The 24907-nt window shown below is 35.0% G+C and carries 16 protein-coding genes and 3 other annotated features; of the genes, 12 read left to right on the forward strand and 4 right to left on the reverse strand.

Annotated elements, in window-relative coordinates; genetic code table 11:
- Positions 1-182: 182 nt before the first annotated feature.
- A complete protein-coding gene (locus BAQ48_RS16040) occupies positions 183-620 on the reverse strand; it encodes a YndM family protein (RefSeq protein ID WP_071711862.1) in 438 nt (145 codons plus the stop codon).
- 181 nt (positions 621-801) lie between these two features.
- Between BAQ48_RS16040 and BAQ48_RS16045 the strand changes: the two genes are divergently transcribed.
- The 9 genes from BAQ48_RS16045 to BAQ48_RS16085 all read left to right on the forward strand — a co-directional run bounded on the left by BAQ48_RS16045 (position 802) and on the right by BAQ48_RS16085 (position 16637).
- The gene (locus BAQ48_RS16045) at positions 802-4284 is read left to right on the forward strand and encodes a DUF4020 domain-containing protein (RefSeq protein ID WP_071711863.1); all 3483 of its coding nucleotides are present in this window, start codon (positions 802-804) and stop codon (positions 4282-4284) included.
- Positions 4285-4391: 107 nt separating this feature from the next.
- Positions 4392-4628 (forward strand) — a binding site (T-box leader).
- Positions 4629-4682: 54 nt separating this feature from the next.
- Positions 4683-4919, forward strand: a binding site (T-box leader).
- A gap of 194 nt (positions 4920-5113) precedes the next feature.
- A complete protein-coding gene (locus BAQ48_RS16050) occupies positions 5114-6190 on the forward strand; it encodes a bifunctional 3-deoxy-7-phosphoheptulonate synthase/chorismate mutase (protein ID WP_071711864.1) in 1077 nt (358 codons plus the stop codon).
- Between the two features lie 9 nt (positions 6191-6199).
- Positions 6200-6419, forward strand: a binding site (T-box leader).
- 53 nt (positions 6420-6472) lie between these two features.
- Entirely contained in the window at positions 6473-7645 is a 1173-nt protein-coding gene (aroC, locus tag BAQ48_RS16055; protein WP_071711865.1) for a chorismate synthase, read from the forward strand.
- A gap of 18 nt (positions 7646-7663) precedes the next feature.
- A complete protein-coding gene (hisC, locus tag BAQ48_RS16060) occupies positions 7664-8764 on the forward strand; it encodes a histidinol-phosphate transaminase (RefSeq protein WP_071711866.1) in 1101 nt (366 codons plus the stop codon).
- Positions 8757-9857 (forward strand): prephenate dehydrogenase, encoded by a 1101-nt coding sequence (tyrA, locus tag BAQ48_RS16065; RefSeq protein ID WP_071711867.1) that lies wholly within the window; start codon positions 8757-8759, stop codon positions 9855-9857. The genes hisC and tyrA overlap by 8 nt, the downstream gene beginning before the upstream one ends.
- A 16-nt stretch (positions 9858-9873) precedes the next feature.
- Complete coding sequence (aroA, locus tag BAQ48_RS16070) at positions 9874-11163, forward strand: 3-phosphoshikimate 1-carboxyvinyltransferase (RefSeq protein WP_071711868.1); 1290 nt, start codon at positions 9874-9876, stop codon at positions 11161-11163.
- 149 nt (positions 11164-11312) lie between these two features.
- Complete coding sequence (locus BAQ48_RS16075) at positions 11313-12470, forward strand: GNAT family N-acetyltransferase (RefSeq protein WP_071711869.1); 1158 nt, start codon at positions 11313-11315, stop codon at positions 12468-12470.
- A 230-nt stretch (positions 12471-12700) separates the two neighbouring features.
- Positions 12701-13267: a TetR/AcrR family transcriptional regulator gene (locus BAQ48_RS16080; protein WP_071711870.1), complete on the forward strand. Its 567-nt coding sequence runs from the start codon at positions 12701-12703 to the stop codon at positions 13265-13267.
- 253 nt (positions 13268-13520) lie between these two features.
- Positions 13521-16637: an MMPL family transporter gene (locus BAQ48_RS16085; RefSeq protein WP_071711871.1), complete on the forward strand. Its 3117-nt coding sequence runs from the start codon at positions 13521-13523 to the stop codon at positions 16635-16637.
- A 31-nt stretch (positions 16638-16668) separates the two neighbouring features.
- Here BAQ48_RS16085 and BAQ48_RS16090 read toward each other — a convergent pair whose 3' ends face one another.
- The gene (locus BAQ48_RS16090; RefSeq protein WP_071711872.1) at positions 16669-17124 is read right to left on the reverse strand and encodes a stress protein; all 456 of its coding nucleotides are present in this window, start codon (positions 17122-17124) and stop codon (positions 16669-16671) included.
- Positions 17125-17352: 228 nt separating this feature from the next.
- On the opposite strand from BAQ48_RS16090, the gene BAQ48_RS16095 reads away from it, so the two are divergent.
- Both BAQ48_RS16095 and ltaS read left to right on the forward strand, forming a co-directional pair.
- Positions 17353-18978, forward strand: coding sequence for an ABC-F family ATP-binding cassette domain-containing protein (locus tag BAQ48_RS16095; protein ID WP_071711873.1), 1626 nt, complete (start codon positions 17353-17355; stop codon positions 18976-18978).
- Between the two features lie 513 nt (positions 18979-19491).
- The gene (gene ltaS, locus BAQ48_RS16100) at positions 19492-21465 is read left to right on the forward strand and encodes a lipoteichoic acid synthase (protein ID WP_071711874.1); all 1974 of its coding nucleotides are present in this window, start codon (positions 19492-19494) and stop codon (positions 21463-21465) included.
- A gap of 220 nt (positions 21466-21685) precedes the next feature.
- On the opposite strand, the gene BAQ48_RS16105 is transcribed toward ltaS, so the two are convergent.
- Entirely contained in the window at positions 21686-22357 is a 672-nt protein-coding gene (locus BAQ48_RS16105) for a TerC family protein (RefSeq protein ID WP_071711875.1), read from the reverse strand.
- Positions 22358-22616: 259 nt separating this feature from the next.
- A complete protein-coding gene (locus BAQ48_RS16110) occupies positions 22617-24053 on the reverse strand; it encodes a DHA2 family efflux MFS transporter permease subunit (protein WP_116758528.1) in 1437 nt (478 codons plus the stop codon).
- A gap of 173 nt (positions 24054-24226) precedes the next feature.
- Between BAQ48_RS16110 and BAQ48_RS16115 the strand changes: the two genes are divergently transcribed.
- Positions 24227-24772 carry a TetR/AcrR family transcriptional regulator gene (locus BAQ48_RS16115; protein WP_071711876.1) on the forward strand — a complete coding sequence of 182 codons (546 nt, stop codon included), beginning with the start codon at positions 24227-24229 and terminating at the stop codon, positions 24770-24772.
- Positions 24773-24907 lie beyond the last annotated feature (135 nt).

The raw sequence follows: 24907 nt of genomic DNA on the forward strand, positions 1-24907 counted from the left end.
AGATAGTTGTACTCTCGATAAACACTTTTTTAGACGGGATAGCACAACATGCTCATAAACTTAAGTATTTTATTACACCTCAAAACAAAAAATGTACATTTTCTCTTGGAGACGGCCATTTATTCGTTTTGAGATATTTGCTTTTTTTAGCTTGATGACGATGGAGTTCCTTCATCAAAACATTACTTCTTCTTATTTTTATCCAACACATTTTGTTCTTCCGCAAATTCTGTGCCATATGCAAAGCGGCGATTAATATGAATGTTATCGTTGTTGTGCCTTGTGTGTGAATTAGAAAAGCGATGAACGATTACTTCAGACAATGTAAAGATAATTGCAGATAGGATACTGCCCCATGCAATTTGCATATAGTTGTCTAATAAAATATTACCGAAAATCCATACGCTTAAATATGTTAATAAGAAATCTGACATAATGGCACCATTATTGCCAATTCGCTCTAAAATAATTTTATCAACGAACATATAAGATACGATTGTAACGAAGAGACTGAACGAAATAATTTGAACAAACGTTGCAGGGAAAAACAAAGCGAGTCCAATGCTAAAAGCGATGATGCACGATATAAATTTGATAAGTACTACAGTAAAACCATTCAATATTTACACCTCCGATTTATACATAGTTTTGCAATAAATTCAGGAGTTCATACATTGTAACGAATTTATTTAAATAAAACTTTTTCATGTCGTTGTTTTTGTCTAAATATTATAAAAACAATGAAAAAATGTTATAGTAAAATGAGAGTATATGACATTTTTAGGTAAGGGGGAATCCGGGATGTGGATTACTTCAGAAGTAGAAATTCCAGATGAGTTAATTGATCATCTTGAACAAGGGAAGTTAGTGTTATTTGTTGGAGCAGGAGTTTCTATGCAAGGGAAATCAAACTTACCAAATTTTGATGATTTAGTTGATGAAATTGCAAAAAAGTTATACGTTGAAAAACGTGAAATCACTGAACCACATGATTATTATCTTGGTAAAATTGCGAAAACGAAAGACGTACATCAAGTTGCGAGAGATGTTGTTTATATAGAAAAATCAAAACCAAATCCCCTCCATTATGCAATTCCAAGGTTGTTTCCTTTAGATACAGATGTCCGTATTGTGACGACAAACTTTGATCAACATTTTACAACTGTAAGTAAAGAAATGAATAGGGAAATAAATGTTTATTACGCACCAGCTTTACCGACAGGGAGAGCGTTTAAAGGACTGGCATATATACATGGCAATGTAGAACAGGAGAAAGAAGCTTTAATTTTAACAGATGGTGATTTTGGAAGGGCTTACTTAACGGAAGGATGGGCGAGAAGGTTTTTAGTTGATTTATTCTCGAATTATACCGTGTTATTCGTTGGATATAGCCACAATGACCCAGTAATGAAATATTTAGCGACTGGTTTACCACCAAGTACAAGGCGTTATGCATTTGTCGCACAAGGGGAAAATACATACCACTGGGAGCATTTGGGAATCAGACCGATTGTGTATCCAAACAAAGCGAATAATCATCAGTCCCTCGTCAAAGCCGTGAAGCGATGGGCGGAATTAATGGGCGATAATTATATTACAAAAAGAATGCGCATTCGGGATATTGTAACAGTGCCACCATCAGTAGAGCAGGAACAATTATCGTACATAAAGCAGTCAATAAAGAAAATTGAAACAGTTCGTTACTTTGTTGAATTTGCACGAGATTATGAATGGGTGGACTGGCTTGAAGCAGAAGGGAAATTACGCAATTTATTCTTGCTCACATCAAACTATAACGAGGTAGATGAATTACTTGCGGAGTGGTTAGTAGAGCAATTTCTTTTTAGTCATCAAAAGGAACTATTTCAACTTATTTATAAAAATCATTCAAAAATATCCCCATTATTATGGCGAACAATTTGTCGCTATTTAAACGAGATGAAAATAAAGATGGATCCGTTGTTGTTTGCAAGGTGGACACTTCTTTTATTAGAAACAGCTGAAAAAGATAGTAGCTCTATTGAAACTATTTCATATTTACTACAAAAATGTTCTTTTCCTGAGCATAAAGAAATTGCATTATTGTTACTAGCGTTTATTCTAGACGGGAAACTTAAATTAAAGCGTGTAAGAAAGTGGGGAAATGATACGCAAGAATCAATAGAACTCGAGGAATCGAGTCGTATACCAGTGTCTACGTTTTCTCATGTGGAGAAAATTTGGGATGAGAAAATGCGACCGCATATTTCGTATTACGCTGTTCCAATAATGATTATGGGATTAGAGAAGATGCGACTGTTGTCATTAAGACAAACAGCTCTGAAAAAAAGAGATAGGGAAAGTGAAGAGAAAGAATTTCATCAAAACGACCTTGCGTTTTTAATTCAAATTGTAAAAGAGTGTTTAACTTATTTATGTGAAAACGATGAGAAAAAAGCGAATTATTATATTACAGAAATGATAGAAACGAATAGTGTACTTCAAAAGCAAATTGCAATTGATGCGATGAATAAAAATATATTCGTTAGTGCAGATGACAAAATAAAATGGTTGTTACATGAAGGGCTTCTTTTAGATTTCACGTATAAACACGAAGTTTTTCAACTTTTAAAAAGGCAGTATACACATTCTTTAGAAGAAACAAAGGAAGAAGTCATTCAAACGGTATTGAAACACCTTACAGAGGAAAGGGCATTTGATGTATGTCTCGTCTTAGATTTATTATTCATATGCGATTCGAACAGTCCATCTACAGCAAAAGGGTATGAGCTAATGAAGCAAAAGCATCCTCACTTTCATTCTGATCGATACAGTGTACAAAAGAAAGAGACTACAGAACAAAGTATTACTTGTAATGTGACTGCGGATGGTTTACTGCAATTAAAAGATGATGAAATTATGAAGCAAGTTCGGCAATTTTCACAAGACGGTGTTTTCGAACAACGTCATTTTTTAGAGATGTTATCTAAAGCATGTAAATTGAATACAGAGTGGAGTATTTCATTCGCATATCAATTAGTAGGTGTGCATGAAATAAGTAATGAAGTATGGTTTGTTTGTATTAGAGAGTGGCGAAATAACAGGGAGCTGACAAATGAGCAAATCCAAAAAATTATTCCGCTATTGCAGAAATTTGTTAGAAATACAGCTTTCCATTGGTTAATTAGTAGTTTTCTATATGAAATTAGCAATCGATTAGAAGAGTTAGAAGAGAATAGTATACGAGTTGTAAAACGTTTTGCTTTTTCAGTTTTTCCTCAAGTTATGAAAAGTAATACGGATTTTAAGCTTGGAAAACAGGACTTTTACAATGAATCGATTCAGCATCCTGTTGGAAAAATGACAGCTGTATTATTAAAACTGTTATCATATGATCATTTATACGATCGTAATGTGTATGAATATTTATTTTTATTTGAAGAGCAAGTAAGAAATAGTTCAGAACGGACGAACTTTATGTTTGCTCGTTTAATAGCAGATATTACATTTTTATATCATATAGAGAAGCAATGGTGCCGAAAATATTTGTTACCTTACTTAGATTTAAAGAAGGAAAATGAGATTACGAAATATGCGTGGGCAGGTTTATGTTACACGCAAATTAATTTACCGTTATTTACAGAGATGAAGCGATTTATTAAGTGTGCGGTAGAACATTTGGAAGTGTTGCATCCGCATACACGAGAAGCTTTCTTGAAGTGGCTTAGCTTTGTATTTATTAAATGCGTACTGTACTGGGAGCAAAAAACAGATTGGTTATACCCGTTACTCATGCAAGGAAACGAAGAGAAGAAAATTACGTTTATGCAGCATGTATGCTATTACGTCAAAACATTAAGTGCAAAAGAGCAGCAAAAATTTTGGACGGCTTGGCTCAGTGTATTTTTGCGAGAACGGCCAAAAATGGGAGAAATAACAACGAGAGAATATGTAATGCTTTTACGCATTATTTTATACATGGATGAGATTGTAGAAAAAGGATTAGGTATTATATCTCGTACATTTTTAGATGTGAATGGAAAATGTACGGGGGAGGAAATGAAGCAGTTATTTAGTGAAATACTAGATAAAAATGAAAAGATAAAAGCGCATAAAGAAATGTATGCAAATGTGTTTTTTATTTTACTACAAACATGTCAGGAAGCCGATTTTTTTGAAAGTGAAATCATACAAATTAAAAAACAATTAATTGAGTATGAAGTAGATAAACGTGTATTAAATTTAATAGAAAATGAGATAATTCGTATCGGAATTGTAATGGGGAATTCACAAAAGGAGTTATAGGTTGAAAGTGGAATTTTAAAAAATAAATAAAAAGTTGTTGACAGTGTTTTGAAAAGCGTTCTATAATACGAATCATACTTATTCAATTTCAAAAACATTTGAATAAACAAAGTGCAATGAAGAGATCACAGTAGTGGTTAGTCTTACTGTAACAGAGAGCTGGTGGTTGGTGTGAACCAGTACAGGGATAATCATGAATTACAGTCTTGGAGCATCTTTTTCGTAGTAAAGATAGTTTCATCTTTATGAAGGAAAAGCGGTCAATTGATCGTTAACAGTGAAGAGAGGTAGACGGAAAGATGGTCTACAACTAGGGTGGTACCGCGATAAATATCGTCCCTACTGATTTATTCAGTAGGGACTTTTTGTATTTCAGTGGTCCAACTTGAAAATAAAATAGTCATGCGTTGAAAGGAAAAGCAGTAGTTGTTGTTTCCCTGTAACAGAGAGCTGGTGGTTGGTGCGAACCAGTACAAAAACAAGAGCGAATTACAGTCCTAGAGCATCTTTTTCGTAGTAAAGATAGTATTTGTCTTTATGAAGGGAAAGACGGTCAGATGATCGTTAACAATGAAGAGAGGTAGACGAAAGAAGTCTACAACTAGGGTGGTACCGCGATAAATATCGTCCCTACTGATTGGATCAGTAGGGATTTTTTGTACAAAAAAGTGGGGTTTTATCTAGTAGATAGTGTCCTTATAGTAAGTATTCGTTTAAAATAAGAAGAGGTATCGATTCCACTTAAAATTTGTATAATTTATCAGTTCAGAAAATAGAGAATTTTTCATTCTCTTACTATACTTTTAAAACATTAGAGGAGGATTTCCAAATGGCAAATCATGAATTAGATCAATTACGTAAACAGGTAGATGAAATTAACTTACAACTATTACACCTTTTAAACAAACGTGGTGAAATCGTTCAAAAAATTGGTGAGCAAAAGCAAGTACAAGGTACGAAACGTTTTGATCCAGTACGTGAGCGTGAAGTACTTGATATGATCGCAGAGAATAACGAAGGACCATTCGAAACGTCAACAGTTCAACATATTTTCAAAACAATCTTCAAAGCTAGCTTAGAATTACAAGAAGATGATAACCGTAAAGCATTATTAGTATCACGTAAAAAGAAAAAAGAAAACACAATCGTTGATGTAAAAGGTGAATTGATTGGTAACGGAACACAAACGTTCATCATGGGACCTTGTGCGGTAGAAAGTTTAGAGCAAGTTCGCCAAGTAGGGCAAGCTATGAAAGATCAAGGCTTAAAATTAATGCGCGGTGGTGCTTTCAAACCGAGAACATCTCCATACGATTTCCAAGGTTTAGGAGTAGAAGGGCTACAAATTTTACGCCAAGTAGCAGATGAATTCGACTTAGCAATCATTAGTGAAATTTTAAATCCGAACGATGTTGAAATGGCATTAGAATACGTTGATGTAATTCAAGTAGGCGCACGTAATATGCAAAACTTCGATTTATTACGAGCTGTAGGTAAAGTTAACAAGCCAGTATTATTAAAACGTGGATTAGCAGCAACAATTGATGAGTTCATTAACGCAGCTGAATACATCATTGCACAAGGTAACGACCAAATTATTCTATGTGAGCGCGGTATCCGCACATACGAAAGAGCAACACGTAACACATTAGACATTTCAGCAGTACCGATTTTAAAGAAAGAAACACATTTACCAGTTATCGTTGACGTAACGCATTCAACTGGACGTAGAGATTTATTATTACCAACAGCGAAAGCGGCACTTGCGATTGGCGCAGATGCAGTAATGGCTGAAGTACACCCAGATCCAGCAGTTGCATTATCAGATTCTGCACAACAAATGGATATTCCGGAATTCCATAGATTCATGGATGAGTTAAAAGGATTCAAAAATAAATTATCTTAATTCCATATTATATATGCGCTGAAGAGGAAACAGTAGTGCTTATCTCACTGTTAAAGAGAGCTGATGGTCGGTGTGAATCAGTACAAAGGTAAGCATGAATTACAGCCTTGGAGCATCTTTTCCGCTAAATTTTGGAGGAAAAGACGGTCAAACGATCGTTAAAGAAGAAGAGAGGTAGACGAAAGAAGTCTACAACTAGGGTGGTACCGCGATAAATATCGTCCCTACTGAGCGCTCAGTAGGGACTTTTTTGTACAAAAAAATAGTAAAGGGGCAAGAGAAATGAGATACATTACAGCTGGAGAATCACATGGTCCGCAGTTAACGGTTATTTTAGAAGGTGTACCTGCAGGGTTAACACTCGCGGCGGAACATATTAATAAAGAATTATTAAGAAGACAAAAAGGGCACGGACGCGGAAGACGTATGCAAATTGAAACGGATACAGTTGAAATTGTAAGTGGTGTTCGTCATGGGATGACACTTGGCTCACCTATTACGTTAATCGTAAAAAATGATGATTTCAAACATTGGACGAAAGTAATGGGTGCAGAGCCAATCTCGGAGCAAGAAAGTAAAGACATGAAACGTACAATTACGAAACCACGTCCAGGACATGCGGATTTAAATGGAGCAATTAAATACGGTCACCGTGATATAAGAAACGTACTAGAGCGCTCATCAGCAAGAGAAACGACAGTTCGTGTAGCTGCTGGAGCAGTTGCGAAGCAAATATTAAAAGAATTAGGTGTAGAAATTGCAGGACACGTGCTTGAAATTGGTGGAGTAAAAGCAAAACATATTTCTAACTTATCAATTGAAGAAATTCAAACAATTACTGAAAACTCACCAGTTCGATGTTTAGATAAAGAAGTAGAACAAGAGATGATGGATGCGATTGATAATGCCAAAAGTAGCGGAGATTCAATTGGCGGTATTGTTGAAGTCATTGCAGAAGGAATGCCGATAGGCGTTGGTAGTTACGTTCATTACGATCGTAAATTAGATGCAAAACTTGCTGGTGCGATTATGAGTATTAATGCATTCAAAGGTGCTGAAATTGGCGTTGGGTTTGAAGCGGCAAGACAGCCAGGAAGTAAAGTGCACGATGAAATATTGTGGGATGAAGAACAAGGATACACGAGAAAAACGAATAATGCAGGTGGTTTAGAAGGCGGTATGACAACGGGAATGCCAATTGTTGTAAGAGGCGTTATGAAGCCAATTCCTACATTATATAAACCGTTAGCAAGCGTGGATATTGATACGAAAGAAGCATTCCAAGCGAGTATTGAAAGATCTGATAGTTGCGCAGTACCAGCAGCAGGTGTAGTTGCTGAATCTGTTGTAGCATGGGAACTTGCACATGCACTAGTCGAACAATTCGGAAAAGATCGTATGGAGTTAATTCAGCAAAACATTACGCAACATAACAAATACGCAAAAGAATTTTAATAAAAAGGTGGTTTTAACATGCAAGTAAAAGATCAACTATCATCATTACAACCATATAAACCAGGTAAATCACCTGAACAAATGAAAGAAGTGTACGGAGATCATGCATTTGTGAAACTAGCATCGAATGAAAATCCATTCGGTTGTTCACCACGTGTGTTAGAAGAGTTGCAAAAGTCTTGGTTGGAACATGCTTTATATCCAGACGGAGGTGCTACAACGCTCCGTCAAACAATCGCAAATAAATTACATGTACAAACGGAACAAGTACTTTGCGGTAGTGGTTTAGATGAAGTTATTCAAATAATAAGCCGTGCCGTACTGAAAGCTGGAGATAACATCGTAACGGCAGGGGCAACATTCCCGCAGTACCGTCACCATGCAATTATAGAAGGTTGTGAAGTGAAAGAAGTTCCATTAAATAACGGTGTATACGATTTAGACGAAATTTCTTCTGTAGTAGATACCAATACAAAAATCGTATGGATTTGTAATCCGAACAATCCTACAGGAACATATGTTAATGAGCTGAAATTAACTCAATTCATTGAAGGCATTAGTGAAAATACGTTAATTGTCATTGATGAAGCGTACTATGAGTATGTAATAGCGGAAGATTTCCCAGAGACATTACCGCTTTTAGAAAAACATAAAAACATTCTTGTGCTTAGAACGTTTTCTAAAGCATACGGATTAGCTTCTTTCCGAGTAGGATATGCAATTGGACAGGAAGAGTTAATCGAGAAATTAAATGTCGTACGTTTACCATTTAACGTATCTTCATTAGCGCAAAAAGCAGCGACGATTGCTTTTAACGATGAAGCATTTATCGAAGAAATTGTACGTGTGAATGCTGAGGGACTACAACAATACGAAAGTTTCTGTAAGGAAAATGAAATTCCATTTTACCAGTCGCAAACAAATTTCATCTTCTTACCAGTTGAAGATGCTGGAGAGATTTATGAAGCTAGTGCACACGCAGGGTTTATTATTCGTCCGTTCCCAAACGGGGTCCGTATTACAGTCGGAACAAGGGAGCAAAATGAAGGAGTGATTTCAGTGTTAAAACAACACTTTGAAAATAAAAAAAGTAAGTCTCGAGATGAGGCAAATGCGTAAAAAGGTAGTATTAATTGGAACAGGTTTAATAGGAGGCTCTCTCGCATTAGCAATTAAGAAAGAGCACGATGTAACGATAACAGGTTATGATATTTTTCCAGAACAAGTAGAGCGTGCAAAAGAATTACACGTAGTAGATGAAGTAGCAGTAGATTTACAGCATGCATGTGAAGAGGCACATTTAATTGTTTTTGCTTCTCCAGTTGAAGAAACGAAGAAATTATTGCACAAACTAGCGTCATTCCGTTTACGAGAAGATGTAATAGTGACCGATGTTGGCAGTACAAAAGGAACGATTATGAACGAAGCGGAAGCTTTATTTTCAAAGGAAGTTTCTTTTATTGGTGGACATCCAATGGCAGGATCTCATAAAACAGGAGTTGAAAGTGCAAAAGCACATTTATTTGAAAATGCATTTTACATTTTAACACCGATGAAACATGTACAAAATGAACATGTGGAAGAGTTAAAAGGCTGGTTAAAAGGAACAGGATCACATTTTCTCGTTTTAAATACAGAAGAACATGATTATGTAACAGGAATTGTGAGTCATTTTCCGCATCTGATTGCGGCGGGTTTAGTAAAGCAAGTTGAGAAGCATGCAGGTGATAATCCGCTCATTCATCAACTGGCTGCTGGAGGTTTTAAAGACATTACACGTATTGCATCTAGTAGTCCGAAAATGTGGAGTGATATTGTAAAGCAAAATCGTGAGCATTTAATGGTATTATTAAAAGAGTGGATCTCTGAAATGGAAGGTTTATATCATACAGTTTCTACCGGAGATGCAGGCGAGATTCAAAACTATTTTGCAGACGCGAAAGAATACCGTGACTCTTTACCAGTACGAAAGAGAGGGGCAATTCCTGCTTATCACGACTTATACGTCGATGTTTTAGATAAAGTAGGGGCATTGGCTCACATTACGAGTATTTTGGCGCGTGAGGAAATTAGTATTACGAACTTGCAAATATTAGAAGCGCGTGAAGGGTTGCTTGGGGTATTACGTATTAGCTTCCAAAGAGAAGAAGATCGTATGAAAGCAAAGCTAGCGCTTGGAGAAGAAAAATACCAAACATATGAAACAATTTAAATGAGAAGGTGAAAACGTGAAGGAAAGAACGATACAACCTGTTAATAACGGATTAAATGGCAACATTACAATTCCAGGTGATAAGTCCATTTCACACCGCGCTGTTATGTTCGGCGCGATTGCAGAAGGAAAAACGACAATTAAAGGTTTCTTGCCCGGTGCAGATTGTTTAAGTACAATTTCTTGCTTTAAAGAAATGGGAGTAGACATTACGCAAAATGGCGATGAAGTCACTGTAGTTGGTAAAGGGTTAGAAGGTTTACAAGAACCGAAAGCGGTATTAGATGTTGGTAATTCTGGTACAACGATACGATTAATGTCAGGAATTTTGGCAAATACACCATTTTTCTCTTGCGTACAAGGTGATGCGTCTATCGCCAAAAGACCGATGCAACGTGTAACAAATCCATTAAAACAGATGGGTGCCAAAATCGATGGCCGAGAAGAAGGAACGTTTACACCGCTAACAATACGCGGCGGCGATTTAAAAGCAATCGAATATACGTCGCCAGTTGCAAGTGCGCAAGTAAAATCAGCTATTTTACTTGCAGGACTTCGCGCAGAAGGTGTAACAGCTGTTACAGAACCACATATTTCACGCGACCATACAGAAAGAATGCTTGAAGCATTTGGAGTTAAAGTAACTCGCGTGGGGAAAACTGTGAAACTGGCAGGTGGACAAAAGTTAACAGCGACAGACGTTCAAGTACCAGGTGACGTATCATCAGCAGCATTTTTCTTAGTAGCAGGCGCAATCATTCCAAATAGTAAACTAGTATTAGAAAATGTAGGGATGAATCCAACTCGTACAGGTATTATTGATGTTCTAGAGAAAATGGGTGCTACGTTTACTGTAGAGTCAATTAACGAAGGAGCTTCAGAACCAGCTGCAAACATAACAATCGAAACATCCTCATTAAAAGGAATCGAAATCGGCGGAGATATTATCCCAAGATTAATCGATGAAATTCCAGTAATCGCATTAGCGGCAACGCAAGCAGAAGGAATTACAGTAATTAAAGATGCGCACGAATTAAAAGTTAAAGAAACGAACCGTATTGATACAGTCGTTGCAGAGTTAACGAAACTAGGAGCTCGCATAGAAGCAACGGATGACGGCATGATTATTTACGGAAAATCAGCTTTAAAAGGCAATACAGTAAATAGTTACGGCGATCACCGCATCGGAATGATGCTTGCAATTGCTGGATGTATCGCAGAAGGAAAAACAACAATTGAAGATGCAGAAGCAGTTGGCGTATCATACCCTACATTCTTCGAAGAACTTCAAACGTTAGCTAAATAAAGTGATGCAGAGCAGATACGGAATGTATCTGCTTTTTTATGTTAGATTGCAGATAAACATATGTTAGGAAGTTTACGTATAATTTCACTTACCGAACTGTAATAGTAAGAATTATGGTACAATTCAAACAAGGAATGGAGGAGAATTATATGAGTGTCATACAATTAAAAGAAGATAAGTTCAGAGAAGCATTACGTTTATCAGAATACGCTTTTCAATATAAAGTAGATGAGGAACGATTACAGCAACAACTTACAAAGATGAAGGAAAGTCATGAAATATACGGCATTATGGAAGGGAAAGACTTAGCAGCAAAACTACATCTTATTCCGTTTCATATTTACATAGGTAAAAAAAGATTTAAAATGGGAGGCGTTGCGGGGGTAGCGACGTATCCAGAGTACAGAAGAAGCGGGTATGTAAAAGAATTACTTCAACATTCACTTCAAACGATGAAAAATGACGGATATACAGTTTCGATGCTACATCCATTTGCCGTTTCATTTTACCGTAAATACGGCTGGGAACTTTGTGCAAATCGATTAGTATGTCATATGACTAAGAGCGATTTAATTATGAAAAAACAAGTGAATGGTACTGTGAAACGTTTTAATAAGGAAAATCATCCAGAAGAAGTAGAGAAAATCTATGAAACATTTGCAGAGCGTTTTTCAGGGATGCTAGTTCGCAGTGAAAAATGGTGGTTGCAAGCAGTCTATCATGATTTTACATTAGCGATTTACTATGATGAAAATAAAACGGCAGCAGGTTACATGTTATATAAAATAGAAAACTATAAAATGACAGTAGAAGAATTTGTTCCATTACATAATGAAGCGAGAAACGGCCTATGGAACTTTATTTGTCAGCATGATTCTATGATAAAAGAACTAGAAATGACTATAAGTGAAAAAGAACCATTGTTATATACATTACAAGAGCCAAGAGTGAAGGCGGAAGTGAAACCATATTTTATGGGCAGGATTGTAGATGTGGAGCAGTTTTTAAAACAATATGAGTTGAACTGGAACAATGTACAGCAAGAAGTGATCTTACATATTACAGATTCATTTGCTCCGTGGAATAATGTTACAGTGAGACTTGCAAATCATGAAATAACAATTGTAGAAGAAGCAATGGATAAAGGAATCAAGCTAGATATAAATGCACTATCTACAATATTGTTTGGCTACAAACGCCCACTAGAACTTAATGAAATAGAATTAATTAGTGGAAGTGAAGAGGAAATACGAGCATTTGAGAATGTAGTACCAGTGTATGAAGCTTTTATTTACGATTTCTTTTAATTTGCATATAGGAAGTCGGGCTATCCCAATGGAATTTCGGGATAGCTTCTTCTAATATTGTCGGCTTTTGTCGGGAAGTCAATATAATTGGAGTTGAGCTGATATAATTTCATTCACAAACAAGGGATAGAAAATCGCAACTATACTTGTCATACCCTTGACTTTTAATCCATCTAATTTATAATTAAAAAACGGAATGAATTTTCATTCCTGAAAATTGAGGTGGAAAAATGGCTAAAAACAAACAAGAAGACATTTTTGATGCTGCAATACAACTTTTTGCAGAGCGGGGTTATGATGGTACAACAATTCCGATGATTGCTGAAAAAGCAAAAGTAGGTGCAGGTACTATTTACCGTTATTTTGAAAATAAAGAGGCACTTGTTAATTCTTTATTTACGAAAAGTGTTTTACAACTATCGGAATTAATTAAAACCGATTTTCCAGTCGATGCAAATATTCGTGAACAGTTTAGCCATACGTATAACCGTTTATTTGAATTTGCGAGACAAAATGCGGATGCTTTCCTTTTTACAAATTCTCATTGTGATAGTTATTTTCTAGATGAACATAGTAATGAAATATTCGAGGACTTTATGGGCTTCTTCATGAACTTAATTGAAGATGGAATCGAAAAAGGTTTTCTTCGTCCATTACCACCAATTGCTTTAATTATCATTGTATACCAACCAATTGAAAAATTAATTAAAGTTATGGAAACAGGGCAATTAGAATATACAGAAGAATTGGTAAAAGAATTGGAAGAAAGTTGTTGGAATGCTATTAGAATCATTTGATTCTATAGCTTTATAAGGACAGGAATGAACATTCATTCCGAGAAAAGTATTAAAAAAATAACAGGAGATGATAAATCTGTACAATTTAAGGAATGAATGTTCATTCCGGAATTCGTAGTTTTTTAGAATTAAAAAGTAATGTAATAGAAAGATAGGAATGAACGTTCATTCCGAAAAAGGTATTTCTGAAAGAATGGGAATGAATATTCATTCCGTAACTAACGTGAAATTTTATTAGCAGGAGATGATTCAAATGAGCAAGTTAAAAAGTTGGAGAAGTTTATCTTTACTATTATGGATAGTTATTACCATTACAATGATCGTAACGATACCTAATATGGATAAATTAGTGAAAGAAAAAGGGCACATTACGATTCCTAATACAGAACAAAGTAGTATTGCTGACAAAATGATAAAAGAAATGGATAAAGACGGGACAGAAAAGTATGATATTATAGCTGTTTTTAATAGTGGTAGTAAAACAGCATTAACGACTGAGCAAAAAGAAGAAATAACAAAAACAATCAACGCTTTGCAAAATGAAAAAGAACAATTAGGAATTAAAGAAGTTGTTTCACATTTAGATAATAAAGACTTAGAGAAGCAATTAGTTTCTAAAGATAATACGACTATTTTAACGCAAATATCGATAGATAAAAAACATGGTGAAATATCAAAAGTTACAAATAATCTTCATAAAAAAGTGCAAACGAAAGAGGTAAAAACGTACTTAACAGGAAGTGACCTAATAGCGGGTGATTTTCTTAAATCTTCTCAAGAGGGAGTGAAAAAGACGGAAGTTATTTCAATCATTTTCATTCTTGTAGTATTAATCATTGTATTTCGTTCACCTATTGTTCCGATTGTTTCTCTACTTACAGTTGGGGTATCGTATTTAGTTTCTATGGGGGTAATTGCTCATCTTGTAGATCAATTCAATTTTCCATTTTCAAACTTTACACAAGTGTTTGTAGTTGTCGTTCTGTTCGGAGTTGGAACAGACTATAACATTTTACTATATACGAGATTTAAAGAGGAATTAAGTAAACAAGAAAATGCATTTTTGGCCACGAAAGAGACTTTTAAATCGGCAGGGAAAACAGTTATATATAGCGGGGTAGCTGTATTAATTGGATTTGCATCACTTGTTTTAGCGAATTTTAAATTGTATCAATCCACTTCAGCAGTATCAATTGGGGTTGCAGTATTACTACTTGTATTGACGACATTAAATCCATTTTTCATGGTACTTTTAGGGAAAGGAATGTTTTATCCCGTTAAAACATTTAAAGGACATGAAGATAGTCGTTTATGGGGATTTTTTGCAAAAAACTCAGTTGCAAGACCATTTGTCGCTTTAATCATTGTATTCGTGATATCGATTCCATTTATTGTGAAATACTCTAACACGCTTAATTATAATGATTTATTTGAAGTCGATAATAAGTATGAGTCAAAGATGGGGATTAACGTAATTGAAGAGCATTTTCCACCTGGTTTTTCTTCACCAAGTACGTTAGTCATTCAATCGAATAACAAGTTAGATGAGGCGAGTTCGCTTCAAACTTTAGATGAACTAACTGATAAGATTTTGAAAGTGAAAGGTGTTTCAGAAGTATATTCACCGACACGTCCAACTGGTGATAGGATTAAAGAACTATATATAAATAAACAAGCGGGAGAACTAAATACAGGTTTAGGAGATGCCAATGGTGGTATCAAGGAAATTAATGATGGATTAACTACTGCGAAAGATAAAATGGGTAGTAAGGACTCAAATAGCCTTGCAAACGTTCAAAAGTTAATTGATGGAACAAATGAAGCGGAAAATGGTGTTTCAGCATTAGGAACAGCTTTAAATCAACTATCAAATGGCATAAATGACGGAGCACAAGGTGCGCAGCAAATTGAGAGCGGGTTAACTTCAGTAAATGAAAATATAAATGTTCTATCTAATGCAACGTCGCAGCTACATGCTGGTTATGCGCAGTTAGAGAAAGGTTTAAGTTCTTACGATCAATACTTCGGAAGTATTTCTCAAGCGATTGATGGTGCGAAAAAAGGTTATGAGCAAATTGAAATGTTAATGACCAATTTCATTCAAATGAAACCAGAATTAGCAAATGATCCTAACATTCTGCAGACGATAGGTATTGCTAAAGAGGCTCAAAAGCAATTAGGTGGGCTTTCAAATGAGTTAAATCAATTAGCAACGCAGCATAAAGCAGCTATGGGTTCATTTAAAGAAGCGAATCAGTCACTATTGAAAGTAGATAACGGTTTAAAAGAAATGAACAGTGGTGTTACTAAGTTACAAAAAGGCGTTGGTGAGCTGAAAAACGGCTTGAATGAAGGTGCTACAGGTTCAAAACAAATTGCGAATAAATCAGCTGAGTTACAATCTGGTTTAGCGAAAATAAACGATGGGCAAGGGCAGTTATTAACTGGACTAAAAGATTTGCAAGACCAGATGGGGCAATTACAATCTGGTTTATCTAAAAGTACAGAAGGGCTTGGAAAAGTAAGTAACGGCCTGAATGACGCACAGAAATATTTAGGAGAACTGAATGAATCAAAAAGCTCTGAGAAATTCTATATTCCAAAAGAAGTTTTAGAGGGAGAAGATTTCCAAAAAGCTTTGAATACGTACATGTCTCATGATAGAAAGACTGCTAAAATGACAATCATTTTAGACGTAAATCCATATTCGAAAGAAGCGATGCCAATTATTCAAGAAATCAATAAAACAATAGAGGGTACTTTAAAGGGAACGGAATTAAATGATGCGAAAACAGCAATCGGAGGGACAACAGCTAGAAATGTTGATTTAAAAGAAGTAACCGGGCAAGATTTCTTGCGTACTGCTACGATTATGTTGATTGGAATTGGGATTGTATTAATCGTGATTACACGTTCATTATTAAACACAATCTTTATTATTGGATCGTTAATATTAGCGTACTTCGCATCACTGGGCATAAGTGAACTAATTAGTACACATGTATTAAACGTTGAATCATTAAGCTGGAATGTTCCATTCTTTAGTTTTATAATGCTTGTCGCTTTAGGAGTGGATTATAGCATTTTCTTAATGATGCGTTATAACGAGTTAGAAGGGGATTCGGTAACGAAAATTGTAACTGCATCTCGTCACATAGGCGGAGTTGTATTATCAGCGGCATTTATTTTAGGAGGGACCTTTGCAGCGTTAATACCTTCAGGTGTATTAACTCTTATACAAGTTGCTTCAGTTGCTGTTATTGGGCTTCTATTATTAGCGCTTATTATTATGCCAATATTATTGCCGGCTTTAATTGGTTTAACAAGTAAGTTGAAGGGCTATACAAAGAAATTGAGTAATAAAAAATAATTGAATCCCCCTTTAAAGGGGGATTTTTTTGTTACTTAATAAACTTGTCCATGACATCTTTATATTTTGCAAATTCTTCATCTTTCATATCGCCATTCATTTGCAAAAGAAAATCGCCTTTTGCATGTGTATGAGAGAATAACATAGGAGCAGAATTTCCTAATTCATCGTAATATTTCTTAACTTTTTCTAAATCTTCTTTTTTAGTTATCTCAAATAAGCGACCACCGTTATCCTCACCAAGTGCTGGTACTATAATACGTTTCCCTTCTTTACGCAAGTTTCCGAACTCTTTTTGAGGTAAATCAGTTGGGTTTTCTGCTTGGAGACCAGCGTTTTTAAACTCAGTGATAATCGAATCGACAGTTACTTTTGTTTCTTTTTTTTCTTGTTTTGATTCAGTAGGTGTTTTTACGTTATTATTACTACATGCAGTTAAGGAAGTGAGAGATAAACATAATGCTCCAATTATAAATATTTTCTTCAAAATAACTCCTCCTTAAATTGTGAAAATCGCTTCTATATAATATGGTTTCGTTAAAAACATACATTTTATTCAAGATAGAAGATGGATGAATAGCAATCAACCGTTGCTATTCATCCATCTTCTACTATATAATAGCTATAGTCTACAATAATTGAGTCGTAATATGCGATTTTTTAAGACAATCGGTGAGAAAACGCTGAAATAAGCGGTATTAGTAGGAGGACACAAATGATTACAGTAAGTAACGTTAGTTTGCGTTTCGCGGATCGCAAATTATTTGAAGATGTTAACATAAAATTCACGCCAGGTAACTGCTACGGTTTAATCGGAGCGAACGGTGCTGGTAAATCAACATTTCTAAAGATTTTATCTGGAGAAATCGAACCATCAACAGGTGACATACATATTACGCCAGGTGAGCGTCTAGCAGTATTAAAACAGAACCACTTCGAATATGAAGAGTTCCCAGTATTAGAAACAGTAATTATGGGTCACACGCAACTTTACAAAGTAATGCAAGAAAAAAATGCCATTTACATGAAAGAAGACTTTAGTGATGAAGATGGTATGCGTGCTGCTGAACTTGAAGGTGAATTTGCTGAGCTTAACGGTTGGGAAGCTGAGTCAGAAGCTGCAATCTTACTAAAAGGACTTGGTATTGGTGAAGATCTTCATGATAAGAAATTGTCAGAATTAACTGGGGCAGAGAAAGTAAAAGTATTACTTGCTCAAGCATTATTTGGTAAACCTGACATTCTATTACTAGATGAGCCTACCAACCACTTGGACTTAAAAGCGATTCAATGGTTAGAAAACTTCTTAATGAACTTTGAAAATACAGTAATCGTTGTATCCCATGACCGTCACTTCTTAAATAAAGTATGTACGCACATGGCTGATCTTGATTTCGGTAAAATTCAACTTTATGTTGGTAACTATGACTTCTGGTATGAGTCAAGCCAATTAGCTTTAAAATTAACACAAGATGCTAATAAGAAAAAAGAAGAGAAAGTTAAAGAGTTACAAAACTTCATTGCACGCTTTAGCTCAAACGCATCTAAAGCGAAACAAGCAACTTCTCGTAAAAAATTATTAGATAAAATTACATTAGATGATATTAGACCATCATCACGTCGTTATCCATTCGTTGGCTTTACACCTGAGCGTGAAATAGGAAATGACTTATTAACTGTTGAAGGTCTTTCTAAAACAATTGATGGTGAAAAAGTGTTAGATAATGTGTACTTCACTTTAAATAAAGGTGATAAAGTTGCATTTATCGGTCGTAACGATATTGCGATGACAACATTATTTAAAATCCTTATGGGTGAAATGGAGCCAGATAGCGGTTCATTTAAATGGGGCGTTACAACATCTCAATCTTACTTCCCAAGAGATAACTCTAAATACTTTGAGAACAGTGACTCCAACTTAGTTGATTGGTTACGTCAATTCTCTCCACAAGATGAGTCAGAAAGCTTCTTACGTGGTTTCTTAGGCCGTATGTTATTCTCAGGTGAAGAAGTTAAGAAGAACGTTTCTGTATTATCTGGAGGCGAAAAAGTTCGTTGTATGCTATCTAAAATGATGTTAAGTGGTGCGAACGTAATTACACTTGACGATCCAACGAACCATTTAGACCTTGAGTCTATTACAGCATTAAACAACGGTTTAATCGCGTTCAAAGGTACAATGTTATTCACATCTCATGACCATCAGTTCGTACAAACAATTGCAAACCGCATTATCGAAGTAACGCCAAACGGTGTAATCGATAAAGAGGCTACTTACGATGAGTTCTTAGAAAATGAAGAACTTCAAAAACAAGTAGATGAAATGTACAAAGGTCAATAATATATAATGAAAAAACTCGCTCTTTTTAGAGCGAGTTTTTTTGTCGAGAAGACGTACAATCAATGGTGGGTTAAATGAATAATTATTCAGATATAACATTAATGATCAAAAAAAATTAATGTACGAAAGGAATGTAATGATTATAAGGATTTAAAGAATTAGTTGAAGTAGGGGGAATATAATTAAATTGCATTATTTTATCATGTGAAAAATGTGCCAAAACTGGAGATAGATTTGTTTGCGAATGAGTTTATAAAGGTATATAGTATGGGATGTCATAATTAGTGGATGAATCCTTGGGAGAAAACAGGAAATGTTACAAATGTATTTCATTAAATAGAAACCAAGGTCAAAATGTCTAGAAAGAAATAGTTGAATAAATACTAGCTTCAAATTATAATTACTAATATTCTTCATATAGTTAAATAAAAATAATCTATTTGAAGAAGAAAAATTGAATAGAGAGACAGACTTATAATAAATAAGCCTTGGATGATCAAAAGAGGTGGAGAAATGAAACAGTTCTTATTAAAGAGTAAAAGTGTGTTAAGCAATCATTTTGGATTCTTTCTGTTTGCCGTTATATTATTATGGCTCAAAACATATGCAGCGTATGTAACAGAATTTAATTTAGGAATTTCAAACACAATCCAAAAATTCTTGCTGTTTTTTAACCCGCTTAGTTCAGCAGTTCTATTTTTAGGGCTTGCATTATTTGCAAAAGGGAAACGAGCTTACATTTGGGTAATTATTATTAATTTGCTAATGTCCATACTTTTATATGCAAACGTAGTATATTACCGCTTTTTCAGCGACTTTATTACGTTCCCAACATTAACACAATCGAATAACTTTGGAGATTTAGGTGGTAGTATTTTTGCATTGCTACACGTATATGATCCACTATATTTCTTAGATACGATTATTCTAATTGTTTTAGTCGCAACGAAATTTGTAAATCCTAAACCAATCCGTGTTGCGAAGCATAAATTATCTCTAGTATTTGTAGCAGGTATTTTATTCTTTAGTGTTAACTTAGGACTTGCAGAATCTGACCGTCCGGAATTATTAACAAGAACATTCGACCGTAATTATATTGTGAAATATTTAGGCGCGTACAACTTTACAATTTATGATGGTATTCAAAGTGCGAAAGCATCAACAGAACGAGCATTAGCAGATGGTGATAATATGACAGAAGTTAGAAACTATCTCACATCAACTTATGCAAGTCCAAATCCTGAGTATTTCGGTAAAGGAAAAGGAATGAACGTAATTTATATTCATTTAGAGTCATTCCAAAACTTTTTATTAAACTATAAGCTAAATGGTCAAGAGGTTACACCGTTCTTAAACTCATTTACAAAAGATGCGAATACGTTATATTTTGATAACTTCTTCCATCAAACAGGACAAGGTAAAACATCTGATGCAGAGTTCATGTTAGAGAACTCAATGTATGGATTACCGCAAGGATCTGTTTTTACAAATAAAGCTCATAATACGTATCAATCAGCACCAGCTATTTTAGGTCAACAAGGATACACATCAGCAGTGTTCCATGGTAACTACAAAACATTCTGGAACCGTGATGAAATTTATAAATCATTTGGTTTTAATCAATTCTTTGATGCGTCATACTATGATATGAACGAAAAAGATGTAGTAAACTATGGTTTAAAAGATAAACCGTTCTTTAATGAGTCAATTCCATTATTACAAACGTTGAAACAACCGTTCTATACGAAGTTCATTACGTTATCTAACCATTTCCCTTATCCGATCGATAAAGCGGAAGCGACGATTGAACCAGCGAATACAGGTGATTCATCAGTAGATACGTATTTCCAAACAGCACGTTATTTAGATGAATCTGTAAAAGGATTCATTGATTACTTGAAACAATCTGGTTTATACGATAACTCAATTATCGTTATGTATGGTGACCATTACGGTATTTCAGATAATCATAGTGCAGCAATGTCTCAAATAATGGGTAAAGAAATGAACTCATTTGAAAATGCTCAATTACAACGTGTACCTTTAATCATTCGCGTACCAGGAATGGAAGGCGGCGTACAACATCAATACGGTGGAGAAATTGACGTGTTGCCAACGTTATTACACTTACTAGGGACAGATACGAAAAATTATGTCCAATTCGGATCCGATTTATTATCACCAGAGCATAAACAAGTCGTTCCGTTCCGTAACGGTAACTACGTAAGCCCAACGGTAACTGCACTGAACGGTAAATACTATGATACGAAGACTGGAAAACCTGTTGAATTAACAGACGAAATAAAACAAAATGAAATCATGGTTCAAAAATCACTTAAATACTCTGACCAAGTTGTTAATGGAGATTTATTACGATTCTACACACCAGAAGGTTTCACTCCAGTAGATCGTTCGAAGTATAACTATAACCATCGTGACAAAAATAACACGAAAGTTAAGACGACTGAAGACGGGGAAACTAAATAGGTAATAAAAATCCTACTCATTTGAGTAGGATTTTTTATTTGAGAATATATTTATATCGTTCAAAATTTATCCCGCTATTTGCCGGGTAGTAAGACTCCGAGCTTAAAATTCAGCGAAAGCAAAGAAGGTTAAGGTTAGGTTACGTTGCCCGTAAAAGCCTGCTAGGTCAGGAATAAAAAGCAGCGGGGATAAGGAAAACCCAACTGTTTAAAGCTTTACTTTATTTAGAACCATTGTTTACTTTTTGTTTCGCTTTTCCAAAGAACACTACACCCGCAATGATAATAATGATGAATGCCCATTTAATGAAAGGATTACTTTCGAAAAATCCAGCGAACCATTTCTCATCTACAATCATTTTTGCAGCAGTATAAGCTAAAACAGCAGCCCCGATCGTAATGATGACAGGAAAGCGGTCAACCCATTTTAAAATTAATGTACTGCCCCATACGACTACTGGAATAGAAACTAATAACCCGATGATTACTAAAGAAAAGTTACCATGAGCAGCTCCGGCAACAGCGAGAACATTATCAATGCCCATTAACGCATCAGCAATAATAATTGTTTTAATAGCAGACCAAAATCCTTCTTCTGCCTTAATATCATGATCTTTTCCTTCAGCAATTAATTTATAAGCAATCCATATAAGAAGTACACCACCAATTAGAAGTAATCCTGGTATTTTTAATAACCAAACGACAACTAAGGTGGCAGCAGCTCTTATAGCGATTGCTCCAACCGTTCCCCAAATAATAACTTTCTTTTGTTGATCTTTCGGCAGTCGTCTTGCTGCTAATCCGATTACAATAGCGTTATCTCCAGCCAATACTAAATCGATTACAATAATGGCAAGTAGGGCAGACCAATATTCAGGTGAAAGAAAATCCATACATGTATCACTCCTTAAGAGTAATATGTGCTTAGCTGCTCAACGGTATGAAAATTACAAGGAAATTCTTTTTTGATGCATAATTAGGAAAGAAAGGCTTAAAAAAACAATTTCTTCAAATAGTAACCGAACATTATGTACCCGATTATAATGATGGTTATTAACAAAGAGCACTCAAAAAAATGATCCTGGTACAACTCCGGAGCCATCTTTTAAGAATTTAATATTAAATGTGTAGGTTTTGTTTTAAGATTTACTTTCATCTTTTGGGATTACTATTTTTTTTAGGCATGAAACATGCAATAATTAAAGCAACAAAAGATAAGACTAACATAAATACGTAGGCATCACTTGAGCTGAAGATAGAAGTTAATTTCGCTACTTGCATAGCTGATATGTTTCCATGTTCATTAGAGAGCTGTAAAGTATGTGAAGTGGATTGGATTGTATATACGGTGATGATAACCGCTGTTCCAATCGCCCCCGCTAATTGACGAATGGTATTGTTTACTGCTGAACCATGTGAACCCAGCTCTCTTGGTAAAGCATTCAGCCCTGCAGTATTTAAGGGCATCGAAATGAAGCTTAACCCGATTCGTAAAATAATGGTACGAACCATTATATACATATAAGTTGTAGATTCGGTTAAATCAATCACACCCCACATTGAAATAATTATACATATTAAGCCTGTAATAAAGAGTGGCTTTGCTCCGTATTTATCAAACATTTTGCCTGTGATAGGGGATAAGAAGGCATTAATTACAGCTCCAGGTAAAAGAAGTAGCCCGGATTCAAATGCGGTAAAACCACGTCCATTTTGCAAGTAAATAGGTAAAAGAATTAAATCAGCATACATAATCATCGTAATCAGTACGTTAATGACTGAAGTAAGAGTGAAAATTTTATATTTAAATACAGATAAATTTAGTAATGGATCAGTAGACTTTATTTGACGGAAACAGAATAAAGTTGTAACGAATATACCGATGATAATGGTAGTAATAACAACCGGATGATCCCAACCTTTGCTTCCTGCACTACTGAATCCGAATATAAAACAACCAAAGCCAATCGTTGATAAAAAGACACTTAGTATGTCTAATTTTACTTTTGTTGTCTCAGAAACATTCATTAAATATTTTAGCGCGAGAATTATAACGATAAATACAAATGGAGTTAATCCAATAAATAGCCATCTCCATGATACATATTCAATGATAAAGCCAGATAAAGTTGGAGCGATGGCTGGCGCAAAAATGATAGCGAAACCGATGGTCCCCATAATACTTCCGCGCTTTTCACTAGGGTATAAATATAAAATAACAGTCATCATTAGTGGCATAATAATTCCTGCTCCAACTGCTTGAATCATTCGCCCCGTTAACAGAACGCCAAAATTCATGGCGCATGCACAGAGAACAGTTCCAATAAACAAAGAGAGCATCGAGCTAATAAAGAGCTGCCGTGTTGTATAACGTTTCATTAAAAATGCAGTAATGGGAACAAGAACACCGTTTATGAGCATAAAGCCTGTTGATAGCCATTGTACTGTTGCAGCTGTAACATCAAATACGTCCATTAAGTTGCTCATCGCCACATTTAATAAAGTTTGATTTAATGTTGATAAAAAACAACCGGTAATGAGGACAATTAATATAATTTTTTTATTTCTTTCTGATATTTCCTTTTGCATTGGTAAACTCCTTCGTTGTTATCTTGATTTATCGACAGTGTGTCGATAAAATAAATGGTAACAAAATAAATTTTCTTTGACCATGAACAGTTTTACTGAAAATGTCCACTACTCGACATAGAAGGTATGCTCTGTCGAGTAAGTAAAGAGAAAATCTATAAAGGAGTTTTAAAATGTCTACACATAAAAAAGAAGATCCTCGTACAGTTCGTTCCAGAGAAATGTTTAAAAATGCTGTTTTTACTCTTCTAAGTGAGAATCCTAGTATTTCAAGTTTAACGGTTCAGAAAGTCGCAACAAAAGCAGGATTAAATCGAACTACATTTTACTTACATTATCAAGACATTCAAGATTTACTAGACAAAATCACGAATGAGATTTCAAATGAACTTTCTAATAAAATTGTGGATTTAATACATGCTAGAGAGTTATCAGAAAAACAAAAGCTAACACAATTACTGGATTATTTATATACCCATCGAAACTATTTATTTATTTTATTTAAAATGAATCAATTTGAGGAGCAATTATTTTTATTTATAAAGCAATTAATAGAAACGAGAAGAGAGAATACAAACAAGGAGTTACCAGATGATTATGTTGCAGTCGATATTAAAACTGCCTCATTGGTAGGCATTATCATTTGGTGGATAAGGAAGGGACTTCATTTTAGTTCAGATTATATCGCAAATCAAATTTATTTCATGTATAAAGGGTAGTAAGTTGAAAAAATTTATTTAGTGGGGCACCTAAAGAAAAAATTAAAAAGGCAATCTCGCTTGGTATAACGTAGAATTTACCACACCACTTATTTACGGAGAAAACTGTACACGAAGTGTTTCAGGAGAAATTGT

Origin of the sequence: Bacillus luti (assembly GCF_001884105.1) — a bacterium.
Classification (GTDB): domain Bacteria; phylum Bacillota; class Bacilli; order Bacillales; family Bacillaceae_G; genus Bacillus_A; species Bacillus_A luti.